Origin of the sequence: Mycobacterium sp. (genome assembly GCF_035603715.1) — a bacterium.
In the GTDB taxonomy this organism is placed as follows: domain Bacteria; phylum Actinomycetota; class Actinomycetes; order Mycobacteriales; family Mycobacteriaceae; genus Mycobacterium.
Map to the genome: position 1 here is coordinate 1 of NZ_DATNJW010000302.1, position 16,880 is coordinate 16,880.

Below are 16,880 nucleotides of genomic sequence, written 5' to 3' on the forward strand. Positions count from 1 at the left end.
CAGCCTGGGTCGCCGTTGAGCTCGGAAACCGGCGTCACCGACAGCCACGGATTGTTCGCCGCGATCTGCCACAGCGTTGGCAGGTCGTACAGCTCGCAGGGGTAGCGGCCGCCGAAGAACAGGTGCACGCGCGGGTTTTCGGCCCACTGGGTGAGATCCATGATGATCGAACGCAGCGGCGCCAGCCCGGTGCTGCCGGCCACCATCAGCACGTCGCCGCCGTCGCGGTCGACGTGCAGCGCGCCGTGCGGGCTGGACAGCCGCCACCGGTCCCCGGTCCGCGTCTCGTTGACGATGGCATTGCTGACCAGGCCGCCCGATACCGTGCGGACGTGAAACTCGATGGCACCGGTCTCATCTGGCGGGATGGCCGGTGTCAGATAGCGCCACCGCCGCGGGCACTGCGGTACGGCGACGTTGACGTACTGGCCCGCGTGGTAGGGCATCGGGTGATCGAGTTGCAACCGGACGACGGCGAGGTCTCGGGATACCCGAAGATGTTCGACCACCGTGCCGTCCCACCACGCCGGCCCTTGTTCGGCGTCGGCGGCGCCGCTCATGACCCCGGTGATCAAGTTCACCGACTGCAGAGCCGCGGCGTCGACGGCGTCGGTCCATGCCTCAGCCAACTCGTCGCGCAGCGTCGCGTACAGCGCCTGACCCAACGTCCCGTAATGCTCGGGCAGCACCCCGTACTTGCGGTGATCGCGTCCCAACTGCGCCAGAAACGCCACCGGATCTTCGGCACGCTGAGCGACCAGTTCGCCGTAAATCCATTTCAAGGCTTGAGCGAAGGCGGCCCGCTGGACACGCATGTCGGGCGGAAACAGGTCGCGCGGCGACGCATCGAAGGCAAACCAGCGGGTGTAGAAGCGGCCGATGAGCCCGTTGTCATCGCCCGGGTCGAGGGCGGCGTGTAGCACCGCCAGCGCATCCCGGTCGTTGAGGCTCACGGGCGCCGATTTTATGCCTGCTTCAGCGGTCCTCAGAGCAGCGCGTTCACGCCGTGGTAGAGCACGAGTCCGCCGATCAGGACCAGGACCCCCGCGAGCATCGCAGCGTTGTTTCGCTCCATCCACTCCTTGAGCCGCGCCATCGGTTCGTCCATCCGGTGGCCTGCGGCCACGTAAGCCAGGACGGGGATCGCGACCGTGGAGGCGGCGACGGCGATGTAGATGACACCGGTGACCAATTCGCCGGCCCTGCCGAGGTTGCCGCTGCCGATGGCCAAGCCGGCCAGTGCGCACATGGTCAGCACCTCGACCCTCACCACCACCAAAGCCAACCCGGTGGCCAAAGCCCGCGCGGGCGTGAGGGTTTCGAAAGATCGCATCCACTTCGGTGACTCGGTGTGTCCTTCGCGGGTCAGCCAGCGATAGATGCCGAACGCGATCAGCGCCAGTCCGAGCACCACGCGCGTCCAGGATGCCCAGGCCGGCGGCTTGTTGTGCAGGCCACTGAGGGCGTCGGAGGACGCGACGAACGCGCCGGTCAGCGCAACCAGTCCCAGCAACCAGCCGCTGAAGAAGGCGAGGCCGGTCGGTCGCGGCCGCGGCGTCTGCAGCACCAACACCGCCGGGATGACGGACAGCGGCGAGATCGACACAACGAGCGCCAGCGGAATCAGCGTGGTCAGTACGGAGACCCAACTACCCGTCACGCGCTGAATCTTCGCATTGACCGCCGCCGCGCGCTGCGGGACCGCCTACGGTTGGCCTAGTGTTTCCGTCGCAGCGTCCACGCCGGCACCCAGTGCGTGACGTTCTTGCGCTTTGACCCATAGGCGATCGGATAGGTCACCAACCCCCACCAGTCGCCCTGCTCGCAGATGCCCCAGCAGCTGAGCCGGCCTTCGACGACCTTGTGCAACTGCAGACCGTTGGGCTGAAAGCGGCCCGACCGGTGTGGCTCTCGGGGAAAGAGCACGGTCAGATCGATCAGCACACTGATCGGTGGGCGCACGACGCGGAACGGGTTACGGGCCGGCTGGCCGTTGTATCCGATCGACGCGAGGTCTCCCACTGATCGATCATACGTTCGAATAATTCTGACCGGTGGGTGATCCGATCGAGGCGCCCGCACCGCCGCGGCGGCCTAAACTACCGCTCACGCAGCGGCGCGTCACGGCACCCCGAGGAGCACTGATGGGCAGAATTTCCCGCGGTTGGGCCCTGACTCGGCAGAGCTGGGATGTGCTGACGGGCGATGCCTCGCTGGCCCTGTTCCCGATCTTGTCGACGATCTTCGCCACGCTGGCCATGGTGTCGATCTGGGCGCCGACATTGATAACCCGGGGCGTCTTTGATCACCAGACCGTGGAGCGCAACGATCCCGTCGTCTACGCCGCGGGCGTCGCATCGGCGTACGTGTCGACGTTCATCGCGCTGTTCTTCAACGTGGCGCTGGCCGCCTGCGCCGCGCGGTCGATGCGCGGCGAGGACACCAAGGTTCGCGAGGGCCTGGCGGCGGCCGGCCGCCGGATCGGTCCGATTCTGGGCTGGACGGTCGTCTCGACCACCTTCGGGTTGCTCCTGCGGGCATTCGAAAACCGGGTACCGCTGCTGGGCAAGATCGCGGCCGGAATCGCCGGTGCCGCATGGGGAATCGCCACGTTCTTCGTCGTGCCGGTGATCGCGCTCGAGGGCACCGGGCCGTTGAAATCCCTGCAGCATTCGGCGGCCATCATCAAGGCCCGTTGGGGTGAGGGCGCTACCGGCGCGGCGACGATCGGCATCGTGACCGTGGGGTTCAGCTTTGCGATCGCATCGGTGGCCATCGTCGGCGTAGTCGTGCTGCTGGAGGGTGGGCAGGCGGTGCTTGGATACGCCGTGCTGGCCATCGCGGTGGTACTGATGTTCGGCGCCGCGGTCGTCTCGGCAACGCTGAGCCAGATCTTCCGCGTCGCCGTCTACGAGTACGCGCTGAGCGGGCAAACCCCGGGCGGATTCGCCGGCCAGCAGCTGCAGGCCGCCTTCCAGCCCCAACCGGCCTAGCCGCTGCGCGGTTGCCCGAAAAATAGTTAGAGTTGAGCGGAACAGACTCAACCTTGACGGCGTTGAACAACGCGACAAGCATTTTTACCGGGCCCCTCTAGGCCCTCCCTGACTCTGAACGGAGGTGTCGTGGACTCTTTCAACCCGACAACCAAGGCGCAGGCGGTGCTGACATCGGCTTTGCAGGCGGCGAGTGCTGCCGGCAACCCCGAAATCAGGCCGGCTCACCTGCTGCTAGCCCTGCTCACGCAGAACGACGGGATCGCCGCGCCACTGCTGGAGGCTGTCGGCGTCGAGCCCGCCACGATCCGCGCCGAAGCGCAACGCATCCTGGACCGGCTGCCGCAGGCCAGCGGCGCCAACTCGCAACCGCAACTGTCGCGTGAATCGCTGGCTGCCATCACAACCGCGCAGCAGTTGGCCACCGAGATGGACGACGAATACGTCTCCACCGAGCACCTGATGGTCGGACTGGCCACCGGCGACTCCGAGGTCGCCAAACTGCTGACCGGACACGGCGCATCGGCGCAGGCGTTGCGCGAGGCGTTCGTCAAGGTTCGCGGCAGCGCCCGCGTAACCAGCCCCGACCCCGAGGCGACCTATCAGGCGCTGGAGAAGTACTCCACCGACCTGACCGAGCGCGCCCGCGAAGGCAAGCTCGACCCAGTCATCGGACGGGACAACGAGATTCGTCGCGTCGTCCAGGTGCTGAGCCGTCGCACCAAGAACAACCCGGTGCTGATCGGTGAGCCCGGTGTCGGTAAGACCGCGATCGTGGAGGGCCTGGCGCAGCGCATCGTCGACGGCGATGTCCCCGAAAGCCTGCGTGACAAGACGGTCGTCAGCCTGGACCTCGGTTCGATGGTCGCGGGTGCCAAGTACCGCGGCGAATTCGAGGAAAGGCTCAAGGCCGTTCTCGACGACATCAAGAACTCCGCTGGGCAGATCATCACGTTCATCGACGAGTTGCACACCATCGTCGGCGCCGGCGCGTCCGGTGAGGGTGCGATGGACGCCGGCAACATGATCAAGCCGATGCTGGCCCGCGGCGAACTGCGACTGGTTGGGGCAACCACGCTCGACGAGTACCGCAAGTACATCGAGAAGGACGCCGCATTGGAGCGGCGTTTCCAGCAGGTGTTCGTCGGCGAGCCGTCGGTGGACGACACCGTCGGGATCCTGCGTGGGTTGAAGGACCGATACGAGGTGCACCACGGTGTGCGCATCACCGACTCCGCGCTGGTGGCGGCCGCGACTCTGTCCGACCGCTACATCACCGCCCGCTTCCTGCCGGACAAGGCGATCGACCTGGTTGACGAGGCGGCGAGCCGGCTGAAGATGGAGATCGACTCGCGGCCCGTCGAGATCGACGAGGTGGAACGGCTGGTGCGTCGACTCGAGATCGAAGAGATGGCGCTGGCCAAAGAGGAGGACGCGGCGTCCAAGGATCGGCTGGAAAAGCTGCGCTCCGAGCTGGCCGACCAAAAGGAGAAGCTGGCCGAGCTGACAACCCGGTGGCAGAACGAGAAGAGCGCCATCGACGTCGTCCGCGAACTCAAAGAACAGCTGGATACGCTGCGCGGCGAATCCGAGCGCGCCGAGCGCGACGGCGACCTGGCCAAGGCCGCCGAGCTGCGCTATGGCCGCATCCCGGAAATCGAGAAAAAACTCGACGCCGCGGTGCCGCAGGCTGAGGCCCGCGAGAACGTGATGCTCAAGGAGGAAGTCGGTCCCGACGACATCGCCGACGTGGTTTCGGCGTGGACGGGCATCCCCGCCGGGCGACTGCTGGAAGGCGAGACCGCCAAGCTGCTGCGGATGGAAGACGAGCTGGGCAAGCGCGTCGTCGGTCAGAAGAAGGCCGTGCAGGCCGTTTCCGACGCGGTGCGTCGTACCCGGGCCGGGGTCGCCGACCCCAACCGGCCGACCGGTTCGTTCCTGTTCCTCGGCCCTACCGGTGTCGGTAAGACCGAGCTGGCCAAGGCGCTGGCGGACTTCCTGTTCGACGACGAGCGGGCGATGGTCCGCATCGACATGAGCGAGTACGGCGAGAAGCACTCGGTGGCCCGGCTGGTCGGTGCCCCGCCCGGCTACATCGGTTACGACCAGGGCGGTCAGCTGACCGAGGCGGTCCGCCGCCGGCCCTACACCGTCGTGTTGTTCGACGAGGTGGAAAAGGCCCACCCGGACGTGTTCGACGTGCTGCTGCAGGTGCTCGACGAGGGCCGGCTCACCGACGGGCAGGGCCGTACGGTCGACTTCCGCAACACCATCCTGATCCTGACGTCCAACCTCGGGTCGGGCGGCACGGAGGAGCAGGTGATGGCCGCGGTGCGCTCGGCGTTCAAGCCGGAGTTCATCAACCGTCTCGACGACGTGCTGATCTTCGATGGGCTCAACCCCGAGGAATTGGTTCGGATCGTCGATATCCAGCTCGAGCAGCTGGCCAAGCGGTTGGCGCAACGACGGCTGCAGCTGGAGGTGTCGCTGCCGGCCAAGGAGTGGCTGTCGCAACGTGGTTTCGACCCGGTCTACGGTGCCCGTCCGCTGCGACGGCTGGTGCAACAGGCCATCGGTGACCAACTGGCCAAGATGTTGTTGGCCGGAGACGTGCACGACGGCGACGTGGTTCCGGTCAACGTCAGCGCGGACGGCGACTCACTGGTCCTGGGTTAATTCCACGGGTTGACCCTTGCTACCGCTTCGGTGTGGACGCCTACTCCGAAGCGGTAGCAAACTTTAATTCTGTTGTGACCTGCTCGCATTCCCGGTTAAGGGGTCGCAGCGGTTAGGCTACGTGGCGATGGTTCCCCTCTGGTTCACGCTCTCCGCGCTGTGCTTCGTCGGCGCGGCGGTGTTGCTATACGTCGACATCGACCGTCGCCGCGGTCGGGGCCGGCGCCGCAAGTCGTGGGCACGATCGCACGGATTCGACTACGAGCAGGAATCCACCGAGATCCTCAAGCGCTGGAAGCGCGGCGTGATGTCGACCGTGGGCAGCAACATCCCGGCCCGCAACGTCGTGTTGGGCCAGATCCGCGGCGAGGCGGTCTTCATCTTCGACCTCGAGGAAGTCGCCACCGTGATCGCCCTGCACCGCAAGGTGGGCACCAACGTCGTCGTCGACGTGCGGCTCAAAGGCCTAAAAGAGCCTCGCGAGAACGACATCTGGCTATTGGGGGCGATCGGACCGCGGATGGTGTACTCCACCAACCTGGACGCCGCCCGTCGCGCCTGCGATCGCCGCATGGTCACCTTCGCGCACACCGCACCCGACTGCGCCGAGGTCATGTGGAACGAGCAGAACTGGACGCTGGTCAGCATGCCGATCGGCAGCACTCGTGCCCAATGGGACGAGGGTTTGCGCACGGTGCGCCAATTCAACGACCTGCTGCGAGTATTGCCGCCGGTGCCGCAGGCGGCGGGATCTCCCGCCGCGCAGCAGTCGGCGAGCCGCCGCAAGTCGGCCCCCAGCCGCCCGTTGGCTCCCGCCGGGCGAGCCGAGGTGCCGCAGCGGCAGACCGAGTCCTTCACCCGTGAGGCCGGGTCGGCGTCGCGCGCCGCGACCCCGCCGCCTGCCACTCGTCAAGAGCCGATTCGTCGTCCCCCGACCAGCCGCAACGGCCACCAAGCTTCACATCACCAGCGCTGAGTCTGGGCCGCACACCCGCTCAGTACACTGACGCCGTGCCTCGTCGCGTCGCCCTGATCACCGGGCCCACATCCGGTATCGGCGAAGGTTTCGCGCGACGCTATGCCGCTGACGGCTACGACCTGGTGCTGGTATCCCGCGACGCAGACCGCCTCAAGGCGCTGGCCGCCGAGCTGTCCGACGAGGGCGGGCGGAACGTCGAGGTGCTGGCCGCCGATCTCAGCCAGGCCGCCGAACGCGACAAGGTCGCCGACCGGCTGACCGCCGGCGTCGAGGTGCTGGTGAACAACGCCGGTTTCGGTACCTCCGGCGAATTCTGGACCGCCGAGCCCGCGAAGCTGCAATCACAGCTGGACGTCAACGTCACCTCGGTGATGCAGCTGACCCGGGCGGCATTGCCGGCGATGATCGACGCCGGCGCGGGCACGGTGATCAACGTCGCCAGCGTGGCGGGGCTGTTGTCGGGTCGGGGCTCGACCTACTCGGCCTCCAAGGCCTGGGTGGTGTCGTTCACCGAAGGGCTGGCCGTCGGGTTGCGAGGCACCGGCGTGGGAATGCACGTGGTGTGTCCGGGCTACGTGCACACCGAGTTTCACGACCGGGCCGGCATCGACATGACGTCGCTGCCATCGTTCATGTGGCTCGAGGTCGACGACGTGGTCCGGGAAACCCTCGCCGACGCCGCCGGCGGCAAGGTGGTCATCATCCCCGGCGTGCAATACAAGGCGATCACCACCGCGAGCCGGATGGTGCCGCGAACACTGGCGCGCGCCGCCACGAGCGTCTTCGGGCGGGGCCGTGGCCGCACCTGAGCTCGCCGAATTAGCCGACCTGGTACGCCAATTGGCGGTGGTGCATGGCCGCGTCACATTGTCGTCGGGCAAGGAAGCCGACTATTACGTTGACCTGCGTCGCGCCACGTTGCATCACCGGGCCGGGCCCCTGATCGGCCGGCTGGTCCGCGAACTCACCGCCGACTGGGACTACGCCGCGGTCGGTGGACTGACGCTGGGCGCCGACCCCGTTGCCACCGCCGTCATGCATGCACCGGGTCGCCCGATCGACGCCTTCGTCGTCCGAAAATCCGTGAAAGCCCATGGCATGCAACGACTTATCGAAGGGCCAGACATCTCCGGCCAGCGGGTCCTGGTAGTTGAGGACACCAGCACGACCGGCGGGTCGGCGCTGACCGCGGTGCACGCAGTGCTGGAGGCCGGTGCGCAGGTGGTCGGCGTGGCAACGGTGGTCGATCGCGCCACCGGTGCGGCCGAAGCCATTGAAGCCGAAGGCTTTCCGTACCGCAGCGTACTGGGGCTGGCGGACCTCGGGCTGCAGTAGTCACCGTGCGCACTTTCATCGCGATGGTGGCGACGCTGGTCCTGGCGTGTGCGTGTTCGAATCCATCCACACGCCAACAGGTCTACGGCGCGGAAACCGCGCACCTCGGCGAGTCACTGGCCGTGCTGGGCTGGAACACCTCGATATCGAATTTGCGCTGGCAAGACGACTATGTGCTCGTCGACGTCGATGCGGCGGCGACCGACCCGGCCAAACCGCATGCCGACCCCCGCGATATCCGCTTCGGCCTCTACGGCGCGCTGGCGCATCCGCTGGAAAGCATCGGCATCGGCAGCTGTGACAGCGTGAAGAACCTTGTCATCCAATCGCTTTCCGCGCCCGGCGGCACACGGCTGACCGGCACGGTATGCCTGGGCCCGATGAAGGACCGTGCTGCCGTCCGCGGCGTCTACCTGTACTCACCACGCGACCGGATCGCCGACACCGCCGCCGCCTACCCGGCGGCGTTCCCGGTCGGGGTCATGCCGACCAAGGAGAGCGACACCGGCTTGGTGGTCAAATCCACCAGTGTGGCCGCGTGGCGGGCCGACGGCACTCAGCTGACTCAGGCATCGCTGGGTGACCCGGCTGCGTTCAATGGCAGCGGTTACATGCTGCTCGGATTGGAGGCCCACACCATCGCGGCCAAGTATCGCGACGAGTCCGCCGCCCGCGGCGGGCCGATGATGCTGCTCGCCGCGCCGACGCTGCCTGCCCCGGGCCTGAACGCCGCCTGCACGGCCTACGGTGCATCGGTGCTGATCCTGCCGGAGGCATCGCTGGACGCCGTGCGCGTCAACGCCTCGCTGTGCACGCAGGGCGACCTCAACGACGCGCTGCTGTACGCGACCGTCGCGATCGTCGGCACCCACGCCGCGGTCTGGACCGTCAAATGAGCGACCCCGGTCCCACCGAGTGGAGTGTCTCGACATCCGGCGTGGGCCCCTGGGAGGGCCCGCTTCCCGACGACCCGCGGTATGACCGGGAATTGCTGCGCGACGGCGACACCCGCAACGTCGTGGACGCGTACCGGTACTGGACGCGCGAGGCGATCGTCGCCGACATAGACAAGCGGCGCCACCCCCTGCATGTGGCCATCGAGAACTTCGGTCAGGACGCGAACATCGGCGGGGTGGTGCGCGCCGCCAACGCGTTCGCCGTGGACACCGTGCACATCGTCGGCCGACGCCGCTGGAACCGCCGCGGCGCTATGGTCACCGACCGCTACCAGCGACTGCGCCACCACGACGACACCGCCGATCTGCTGAGCTTCGCCGCCGGATCGGGCCTGACGGTGGTCGCCGTCGATATCGTGCCCGGCGCGGCACGGCTGGAGCAGACGGCGTTACCGCGGGACTGCCTGCTGCTGTTCGGCCAGGAAGGCCCCGGCATCAGCGACGACGCCCGCGCGGGTGCCGCGCTGACCGTGTCGATCGCTCAGTTCGGGTCGACACGCAGCATCAACGTCGCGGTCGCGGCCGGGATCGCCATGCATACCTGGATCACGCAACACGGGAACATCGCGAGCGCCTGGTAGTTGCGCCGATTCGCTAATGCCTTGGCGCTACATCGAACTCGATGGGCAGAGTGATGGGTCCCGTCAGCGCGGTCAGCGGTTTCCACGGGGCCGGGCCGGTTCGCCGGGCGTGCGGCATCTGCTGAGTCATCACCGTCAGAGCTTCGGCGAGTTCGAGCCGGGCAAGGTTGGCGCCCAGGCAGTAGTGCATGCCGGCTCCGAAGGTCTGCATCGGGTGGGCGTCGTCGCGAGTGATATCGAGTTGATCTGGTTTGTCGTAGACGGCGGGATCCCGGTTCGCCGAGGCGGTGTTGGCGACGATCAGTGTGCCGGCCGAGATCACGACTCCGGCGAGTTCGACATCCTCGAGGGCGATGCGCAGGGTGCCCCAGGCGATCGGGGAGTGTCGCATGGTCTCCTCGACCGCATTGGCGGCCAACTCGGGGTGCTCAGCCAGGAGCGTCCACTGATCGGGGTGATCACAGAGCACCTGCACCGCGGCGGCGAGCTGGTTTCGAGTGGTGTCCGTGCCGGCAATCAGCAGACCCACGACCAGCATGCGCAACTCGTCGGCGTTGAGTCGATCGCCATCGTGTTCGGCGCGGATCAGCTCGGAGATCAGGTCGTCGGTCAACGCGTCACGGCGGTCAGCGACCATATCGTCGACGTAGTCGTCGACGGCCTCCCATGCCGCCAGGATGGAATCCGCCGAATCGGCGACATTCCAGCTGAAGGCCTTGAAGATGTCGTCGGTCCATTCCGAGAACAGCTCCCAGTCCGCGGCTGGTGCGCCGAGTAACGCGCAAATAATCGGGATTGGATATTGACGCGAGATGTCGCTCACCACATCGCAGTGCCCGCGGGTCTTCTGGCGCTCCACGAGTTCGGTGATGACCTCGATGATCGTCGAGCGCAACCGTGCGGTGGCCCGCGGAGTGAAAGCCTTGGATACCAAACGACGGAGGCGGTGGTGTTCGTCTCCGTCGAGACTGATCAGGCTCGCGGTGACGCGGTCCCATATCGGGCCGGACGTGATGCCTTGGGCGGCCAGGAACATTCCCTTCGGGACCCGAAAACGCGGGTCGCGCAGCACCGCGCGAACCAGTTCGTAGCTCAATATCTCTGGGCCATGGGTCCCGATGGCGATCGGCGCTCGATCCCGGGCATGCGCGACGAGTCGATGCGCCTCTTCAGGATCATCCACGTGTTCATACGCCAAGATCGGTAGCCCCGCCTCGAAGACATTCGGGCAACTGCGGGTGGGCATGGTGTCGATCGTCATCACGACTCCTCGCGTAGACATTTCAGCTGGGCGTTTGCCGTTGCTAACCGCGATGCAATCGTCGCTCCGGTATCGCGACGACACGTCAGTGACCGAATACTGATCTTTCGTCTCACCGGCCGGGTACCGCTTCTAGGCTGTACGGGTGCGGTTGACGTGGCCGTTGACCGGCCGTTCGAAGGAACAGCGACTCATCGAAGGCGCAATTTTCGACTCGGACTTGGCCGGGGTAGTGCTCTGCGGGGCTGCCGGCGTGGGCAAGAGTCGGATCGCGCGTGAAGCGCTGAGTTCTGCCGGGTCGCGGGGGTGTGAAGTCCGGTGGATAGTGGGCACCTCCTCGGCGCGGTCGATTCCGTTGGGAGCGCTCTCGTCATGGGCGGAGTCTGCCGGTGATGACAACCTTGAACTGATCCGCAGTGCAATCGCGTCGCTGACTTCCTCCTCTCCCGGCAAGACAGTCGTGCTGGGTGTCGATGATGTGGCCTTGCTCGATGATCTGTCGACATTCGTTGTGCACCAGATCATTCAGCGCCGCGCCGCCAAGGTCGTGCTCACCATCCGCCAAGGTGATTCGATTCCTGCCGGGGTACGGGAGTTATGGGACGGCGGGCATCTTGACCGCCTCGACCTGCAACCGTTGTCCGAAGCCGAAACAACCGCGCTCATCTCGGCCGTGTTGGGCGGCCCGGTGGATCCGCAAGCCGTTGAGCGATTGTGGACGTTGACCCGTGGCAATCCGTTGTATCTGCGGAACATCGTCGAGCAGGAGGTTGCCGACGAACGGCTTGCGCTACAGGACGACCATTGGCGCTGGCTCGGTGATCCGGTCCTACCGCCCAGCCTGATCGAACTGGTCGAAGGACGGACTGGGGGCCTGCCCGGCCCGGTCAGCGATGTGATCGACGCCCTCGCCGTTGGCGAACCGATCGAACTCGGGTCGCTTACCCGGATAACCGATCCGGGCGCGGTCGAGCAGGCCGATCTCCGAGGTCTCATTGCTTTTGACCAAGTAGGCGATCGGGTAGAGGCAAGGCTGGCGCACCCGCTATACGGGGAGGTCCGACGGAATCGGGCTGCCGCCACCAGGTTACGACGGCTGCGTGGCCTGGTCGCCGCCGAACTCGCCGCCTCGGATGATCGTGACGACATGCAGGTCGTGGTCCGCCGAGCCACTCTTAGCCTCGATTCGGATCTGGAGCCCGACTCGGACGTGCTTGTTCGGGCGGCCAGGGGTGCGGTCTGGCTATGGGACTTTCCCCTAGCCGATCGGCTTACGGCGGCGGCGATCCGCGCAGGAGGGGCCGCGGACGCGAAACTCATTCGCGCCTACGCCTTGTCGTGTGCAGGCCGTGGCCAGGAAGCCGATGATTTGCTCGCCGGCATCCGGGCAGACGAGTTGGCCGACGCCGCGCACGGGCGAATGGCCTTCCTGCGGGCGACCAATCGGCTGTTTACTCTGGCTGATCCGGTCGGGGCAAAGGAACTTATCGATGACGCTTCCCGCGCCGCAGGTCCACAGGCCCGCAGCTGTATCGACGCATTTCTGACGGTGTACTGGTCGGCGATGGGCAGGCCGCAAGTGGCCATCGAGTCGTCCGGCAAGTTCACCTGGCAGGAGCTACCCGATCTGGTCGCCCAGCGAGTGACCGCCTGGGCCCTTGCCCTTGCGTTCGGAGAGGCGGGCCGTGCCGGCGAAGCCGCAGCGGCGGCAAAGGCCGGCTATCCGGTTCCGATACGCTCGTTCGTCATCATCACCGACGCCCACATCGGCGCCCTACTTTTAGCGGGCCATATCGCCGACGCCGATGCACCGGCGCAGACGATCCAACAACGCCAAATCGAGTTCCAGGCATTTCAGTCGTTTCAAGTCGGCTCTCTTGCGGTGGGCAGAGCGGCGCTTGGTTCCGGGCGCCTCGACACGGCGATATCACTGCTGACCCAATCCATCGAAACCGTAAACGATTCCACCGACTCCAGTGGGTGGGGTTATCGTTGCCGGATTCCGCTGACGACCGCGCTTGCGATGCGCGGCTCGATCGCCGAGGCAGCGGCCCGGCTCGAGGCGCTGGAAAAGTTGCGCCATCCCAGCTGGCGATACCTTGATTACGAGTACGCGATCGCCAAGGCATGGGTGGCCGCCGGGCAGGGTGCCGTCAGTGAAGCAATCAAGGTCTCGCTTGCTGCCGCCGAAACCGCCAGGAACAATGGGCAATTCGGTCCCGAAGTGATGTGCTTGCAAACCGCCGCGCAGTTCGGGGAACGTTCCTGCGGGCCTCGATTGCGGGAGCTTGCAGCGATCGTTGAAGGGCCCCGTGCCAGCGTGGCAGCCCGTTTCGCTGAGGCGTTGCATGACGACGATGGTGCCGAATTAGGCGCGGCATCAGCAGAATTCGAGGATATGGGCGATTTGATCGCTGCTGTCGATGCGGCGGCGCACGCAGCCATCGCCTACCGGCACCGGGACTTACGCGGGTCGGCGTTGGGATGTTCGGCGAGGGCCGAAGCGTTGGCCGAGCGATGTGGCGGCGCTCGCACGCCAACTGTGCGCAAGGCGGTCGAACGTTTGCCGCTGACCGACCGCGAACGAGAAATCGTGATGCTCATCGGGCAAGGGCTGTCCAACCGGGATATCGCGACAAGGCTGACGCTGTCGGTTCGAACCGTCGAAAGCCACATCTATAAAGCGATGGCCAAAACTGGCACGTCCACGCGCGACGAGCTCGCGGGGCTGTTGCCTTCGCGCCGGGAAAGACACGGCGACAACGGCTCGCGTCAGCTCAATTGATCGGCGACCGCCGCCGTATCCAGCCAGATATTTTCCCGTGGGAAATCCGACGACGTCGTGCTCGACGTCCTCGGTGTACACAGCCACCGCTCGGTCGATGTCGCCATGATTTTCGGTCGTCATCGGGCTGTCGACCAGCCCTTGCATCTGGCTGCCGTCCGTCGCCGCCTCCTGGGTCATGGCCCGCCTCGAGCTACGACTACTTATCTGCCTCTCGGTGGTAGCACGCCGCAACGCTGCGAAACATCAGTAGTGAATCACTGATATCGATCCATCCACCGCGATCAAGAATTTCAGCACCGGATCTCACCGACGGAGGATTGAAATGCTCACCGAAAACATCGCAGTCATCACCTCTGACGAGGCCCGAGAGCGATTGGTTTCGCCGGCACCGGTCTTGATCAGCGAGCAGGAGGTTGTGCTTGGCACCGCGGTTGCGCTGCGGGCACGACCAATCCCCCGGCGCCGGTGGTTCGAGGCGATCAGCGTCCTGCGGACCGCCATGCGGCGCTCGCTTGCTCGGCCGGCGCGAGAAGCCCGTCCAGTGCGCCGCGACTACCCGAAGCGCTACACGTATTTGGAGAACGCCTGCATGGCGCGCGAGATGGATCGCCTTTGACGTACGTCAAGGCGTGACTGCCCGCAGGCGATATGGGCGGTGTGCTGGGTTTGCTGTTCTTACGACTCGCACCCTCAGCGGGCATCCTTCCGGGACTTGAACCGGGACTAAAAGTTCCCGGAAGGATGCCCGCTTACGCACCGGCCCGGTAGGGCAGGATCTGCAGACATGGATCAGGTATGGGTCAACCGGGCGGTCAGCGCGGAGGCCGCTGTCGCCGGCCGCCATCTGAAACGGCTGTGGGCGCTACCTGGCACCCAACTCGGCGTGGTGGCCTGGCCACCGACCCGTCGCGACCGATGGTTCGGCGGCTGGCATTACTGGTGGCAGGCGCATCTGCTCGACTGCCTGGTCGATGCCGAGCAGCGTGACCCGCAGCCCGAGCGCCGGATCAAGATCGAGCGGCAGATTCGCTCACATCGACTGCGTAACAACGGATCCTGGGTCAACAGCTATTACGACGACATGGCGTGGCTGGCGCTCGCGCTGGAGCGGGCGTCCCGGATCGCCGACGTCGACCGCGAGCGGGCGCTGAACAAGCTGAACGACCAGTTGGTCAAAGCGTGGGTGCCCGAAGACGGCGGCGGCATCCCGTGGCGCAAGCAGGACCAGTTCTTCAACGCCCCGGCCAACGGGCCGGCCGGAATCTTCCTGGCGCGCTACGGCGACCGGCTGCGGCGTGCCCAGCAGATGGCTGACTGGATCGACGAGACGCTCATCGACCCCGAACAGCACCTGGTCTTCGACGGCATCAAGGCGGGTTCACTCGTCCGCGCCGAGTACACCTACTGCCAGGGCGTGGTGCTGGGGCTGGAGACCGAACTGGCCGCCCGCACCGCGGACGACCGGCACGCGCCGCGGGTGCATCGCCTGGTCGCCGCCGTCGACGAGCACATGGCGCCCGGCGGGGTGCTGCGCGGCTCCGGTGGTGGCGACGGCGGGCTGTTCGCCGGCATCACCGCCCGCTACCTGGCGCTGGTCGCCACCACGCTGCCCGGCGACTCGCCCGACGACGCCAAAGCGCGCGAAAGCGCCCGCGAAATCGTGCTGACGTCAGCACAGTCGGCCTGGGACAACCGCCAGACGGTGGAGGGGCTGCCGCTGTTCGGGCCATTTTGGGATCGCCCCGCCGAGTTGCCGACGACCGGCGGCCAGCAGGCACAATTTGTCGGGGGAGCGGTCACCGGTTCGGAAATCCCCGAGCGTGACCTCTCGGTGCAGCTGTCCGGTTGGATGCTAATGGAGGCCGCACACGCCGTGACCGTCAACGAAGGGACTAGCAATGAGTAAGGTCCACCCCGATGCCGTGTCGGCTCTGGATGGCTTGTTGAAGGACGGAATCACCATCGCCGCAGGCGGTTTCGGGCTGTGTGGCATCCCAGAGAACCTGATCCAGGCTCTGGTGGACAGCGGGGTCAAAGATCTCACCATCGTCGGCAACAACGCCGGTGTCGACGATTTCGGCATGGGGCTGCTACTCAAGGCGCATCAGGTGACGAAGGTGATCGCCTCGTATGTCGGCGAGAACAAAGAGTTCGAGCGCCAGGTACTGACCGGCGAGCTGGACCTCGTGCTGACGCCCCAGGGCACGCTCGCGGAAAAGCTCCGTGCCGGCGGCGCCGGGATTCCCGGTTTCTACACCCGGACCGGCTTCGGCACCCAGCTCGCCGAAGGCAAAGACACCCGGGTCTTCGATGGCACGGAATACGTTCTGGAAGAAGGCATTCGGGCTGACGTCGCCATCGTCAAGGCCTGGAAGGGCGATAAGAAAGGCAACCTCGTCTATCGCAAAACGGCGCGCAACTTCAACCCGATGATCGCCAGCTGCGCCACAGTCACCATTGCCGAAGTGGAGGAACTCGTCGAGGTCGGCGAGCTGGATCCTGACCTGGTTCACACGCCCGGCGTCTACGTGGACCGCATCATCGAGGGCGCCAACTACGAGAAGCGCATCGAGTTCCGCACCACCAGCGGCGGCACCACCGCGCAGAAGAAAGACAGCCCGATCCGTCAGCGGATGGCTCAGCGCGCCGCTCAGGAGCTGCGCGACGGCTACTACGTCAACCTCGGCATCGGCATCCCGACGCTGGTGGCCAACTACATTCCCGACAACATCAGCGTCACGCTGCAGTCCGAGAACGGGCTGCTCGGCATCGGTTCTTATCCGGCCGAGGATGACGTCGACCCCGATCTCGTCAACGCCGGCAAACAGACCGTCACCAGCCTGCCGGGGTCCAGCTTCTTCAGCAGCGCCGACTCCTTCGCGATGATCCGCGGCGGCCACATCGACCTGTCCATCCTGGGCGGCCTGGAGGTTGCCGAGAACGGCGACCTGGCCAACTGGTCGGTGCCCGGCAAGATGGTCAAGGGTCCCGGCGGCGCAATGGATTTGGTGTCGGGCGTCAAACGGGTGATTGTCACGATGGATCACACCGCCAAAGACGGCAGCCCGAAAATCCTGAAGCAGTGCACGCTGCCCGTCACCGGCAAGAACGTCGTGGACATGATCATCACCGACTTGTGCGTCTTCGAGGTCGAGCCGGACCACGGCCTGACGTTGATCGAGTTGCATCCCGGGGTCACGGTCGCCGATGTGCGGGCGAAGACCGGTTGCGACTTCAAGGTCGCCGTCTGAGGACGAGTCGTATGTTGGAAGGATGACTGCTTCCACACCATCGCGTTCGGCTCTGACCCG

15 protein-coding genes are annotated in these 16,880 nt (G+C 66.0%); 11 read left to right on the forward strand and 4 right to left on the reverse strand.

Translation table 11 applies throughout. The features are described 5' to 3' along the window. From VN856_RS12505 to VN856_RS12515, 3 genes are all read right to left on the reverse strand, one after another. Positions 1 to 953: FAD-binding oxidoreductase (locus tag VN856_RS12505; RefSeq protein ID WP_325689431.1), on the reverse strand; the 953-nt coding region annotated here is incomplete at its 3' end. A gap of 32 nt (positions 954 to 985) precedes the next feature. Continuing rightward, on the reverse strand, positions 986 to 1,660 hold the full coding sequence (locus VN856_RS12510; RefSeq protein ID WP_325689433.1) for a GAP family protein: 675 nt from the start codon (positions 1,658 to 1,660) through the stop codon (positions 986 to 988). Positions 1,661 to 1,716: 56 nt separating this feature from the next. Continuing rightward, positions 1,717 to 2,022, reverse strand: coding sequence for a hypothetical protein (locus tag VN856_RS12515; protein WP_325689434.1), 306 nt, complete (start codon positions 2,020 to 2,022; stop codon positions 1,717 to 1,719). 122 nt (positions 2,023 to 2,144) lie between these two features. Here VN856_RS12515 and VN856_RS12520 point away from each other — a divergent pair, with 122 nt between their 5' ends. The 7 genes from VN856_RS12520 to VN856_RS12550 all read left to right on the forward strand — a co-directional run bounded on the left by VN856_RS12520 (position 2,145) and on the right by VN856_RS12550 (position 9,520). Next, a complete protein-coding gene (locus tag VN856_RS12520) occupies positions 2,145 to 2,993 on the forward strand; it encodes a DUF6159 family protein (RefSeq protein ID WP_325689435.1) in 849 nt (282 codons plus the stop codon). 129 nt (positions 2,994 to 3,122) lie between these two features. After that, positions 3,123 to 5,669 carry an ATP-dependent chaperone ClpB gene (gene clpB / locus VN856_RS12525; protein ID WP_325689437.1) on the forward strand — a complete coding sequence of 849 codons (2,547 nt, stop codon included), beginning with the start codon at positions 3,123 to 3,125 and terminating at the stop codon, positions 5,667 to 5,669. Between the two features lie 127 nt (positions 5,670 to 5,796). After that, positions 5,797 to 6,645, forward strand: coding sequence for a trehalose monomycolate transport factor TtfA (ttfA, locus tag VN856_RS12530; RefSeq protein WP_325689439.1), 849 nt, complete (start codon positions 5,797 to 5,799; stop codon positions 6,643 to 6,645). Positions 6,646 to 6,680: 35 nt separating this feature from the next. Then, positions 6,681 to 7,457, forward strand: a complete 777-nt coding sequence (locus VN856_RS12535) for an SDR family oxidoreductase (RefSeq protein ID WP_325689441.1) — start codon at positions 6,681 to 6,683, stop codon at positions 7,455 to 7,457. Next, on the forward strand, positions 7,444 to 7,983 hold the full coding sequence (gene pyrE, locus VN856_RS12540; RefSeq protein ID WP_325689443.1) for an orotate phosphoribosyltransferase: 540 nt from the start codon (positions 7,444 to 7,446) through the stop codon (positions 7,981 to 7,983). The genes VN856_RS12535 and pyrE overlap by 14 nt, the downstream gene beginning before the upstream one ends. A gap of 23 nt (positions 7,984 to 8,006) precedes the next feature. Next, positions 8,007 to 8,879, forward strand: coding sequence for a hypothetical protein (locus VN856_RS12545; protein ID WP_325689457.1), 873 nt, complete (start codon positions 8,007 to 8,009; stop codon positions 8,877 to 8,879). Then, positions 8,876 to 9,520, forward strand: a complete 645-nt coding sequence (locus tag VN856_RS12550; protein ID WP_325689445.1) for an RNA methyltransferase — start codon at positions 8,876 to 8,878, stop codon at positions 9,518 to 9,520. Before VN856_RS12545 ends, VN856_RS12550 begins: the two co-directional genes overlap by 4 nt. 13 nt (positions 9,521 to 9,533) lie before the next feature. Here VN856_RS12550 and VN856_RS12555 read toward each other — a convergent pair whose 3' ends face one another. Continuing rightward, the gene (locus VN856_RS12555; protein ID WP_325689447.1) at positions 9,534 to 10,781 is read right to left on the reverse strand and encodes a cytochrome P450; all 1,248 of its coding nucleotides are present in this window, start codon (positions 10,779 to 10,781) and stop codon (positions 9,534 to 9,536) included. Positions 10,782 to 10,926: 145 nt separating this feature from the next. Here VN856_RS12555 and VN856_RS12560 point away from each other — a divergent pair, with 145 nt between their 5' ends. From VN856_RS12560 to VN856_RS12575, 4 genes are all read left to right on the forward strand, one after another. Further along, positions 10,927 to 13,566, forward strand: coding sequence for a helix-turn-helix transcriptional regulator (locus VN856_RS12560; protein WP_325689449.1), 2,640 nt, complete (start codon positions 10,927 to 10,929; stop codon positions 13,564 to 13,566). 325 nt (positions 13,567 to 13,891) lie between these two features. Further along, complete coding sequence (locus VN856_RS12565; RefSeq protein WP_325689451.1) at positions 13,892 to 14,185, forward strand: hypothetical protein; 294 nt, start codon at positions 13,892 to 13,894, stop codon at positions 14,183 to 14,185. A gap of 168 nt (positions 14,186 to 14,353) precedes the next feature. Continuing rightward, positions 14,354 to 15,475 carry a glycoside hydrolase family 76 protein gene (locus VN856_RS12570; RefSeq protein WP_325689453.1) on the forward strand — a complete coding sequence of 374 codons (1,122 nt, stop codon included), beginning with the start codon at positions 14,354 to 14,356 and terminating at the stop codon, positions 15,473 to 15,475. After that, the gene (locus VN856_RS12575) at positions 15,468 to 16,820 is read left to right on the forward strand and encodes a 3-oxoacid CoA-transferase (RefSeq protein ID WP_325689455.1); all 1,353 of its coding nucleotides are present in this window, start codon (positions 15,468 to 15,470) and stop codon (positions 16,818 to 16,820) included. Before VN856_RS12570 ends, VN856_RS12575 begins: the two co-directional genes overlap by 8 nt. Positions 16,821 to 16,880 lie beyond the last annotated feature (60 nt).

Excerpts from the sequence above, each read along its gene's own strand:
- VN856_RS12570 (WP_325689453.1), top strand. The coding sequence starts at position 14,354 with ATGGATCAGGTATGGGTCAACCGGGCGGTCAGCGCGGAGGCCGCTGTC.
- VN856_RS12550 (WP_325689445.1), top strand. The coding sequence starts at position 8,876 with ATGAGCGACCCCGGTCCCACCGAGTGGAGTGTCTCGACATCCGGCGTG.
- VN856_RS12575 (WP_325689455.1), top strand. The coding sequence starts at position 15,468 with ATGAGTAAGGTCCACCCCGATGCCGTGTCGGCTCTGGATGGCTTGTTG.
- ttfA (WP_325689439.1), top strand. The coding sequence starts at position 5,797 with ATGGTTCCCCTCTGGTTCACGCTCTCCGCGCTGTGCTTCGTCGGCGCG.
- VN856_RS12555 (WP_325689447.1), bottom strand. The coding sequence starts at position 10,781 with ATGACGATCGACACCATGCCCACCCGCAGTTGCCCGAATGTCTTCGAG.
- VN856_RS12565 (WP_325689451.1), top strand. The coding sequence starts at position 13,892 with ATGCTCACCGAAAACATCGCAGTCATCACCTCTGACGAGGCCCGAGAG.
- VN856_RS12545 (WP_325689457.1), top strand. The coding sequence starts at position 8,007 with ATGGTGGCGACGCTGGTCCTGGCGTGTGCGTGTTCGAATCCATCCACA.
- VN856_RS12520 (WP_325689435.1), top strand. The coding sequence starts at position 2,145 with ATGGGCAGAATTTCCCGCGGTTGGGCCCTGACTCGGCAGAGCTGGGAT.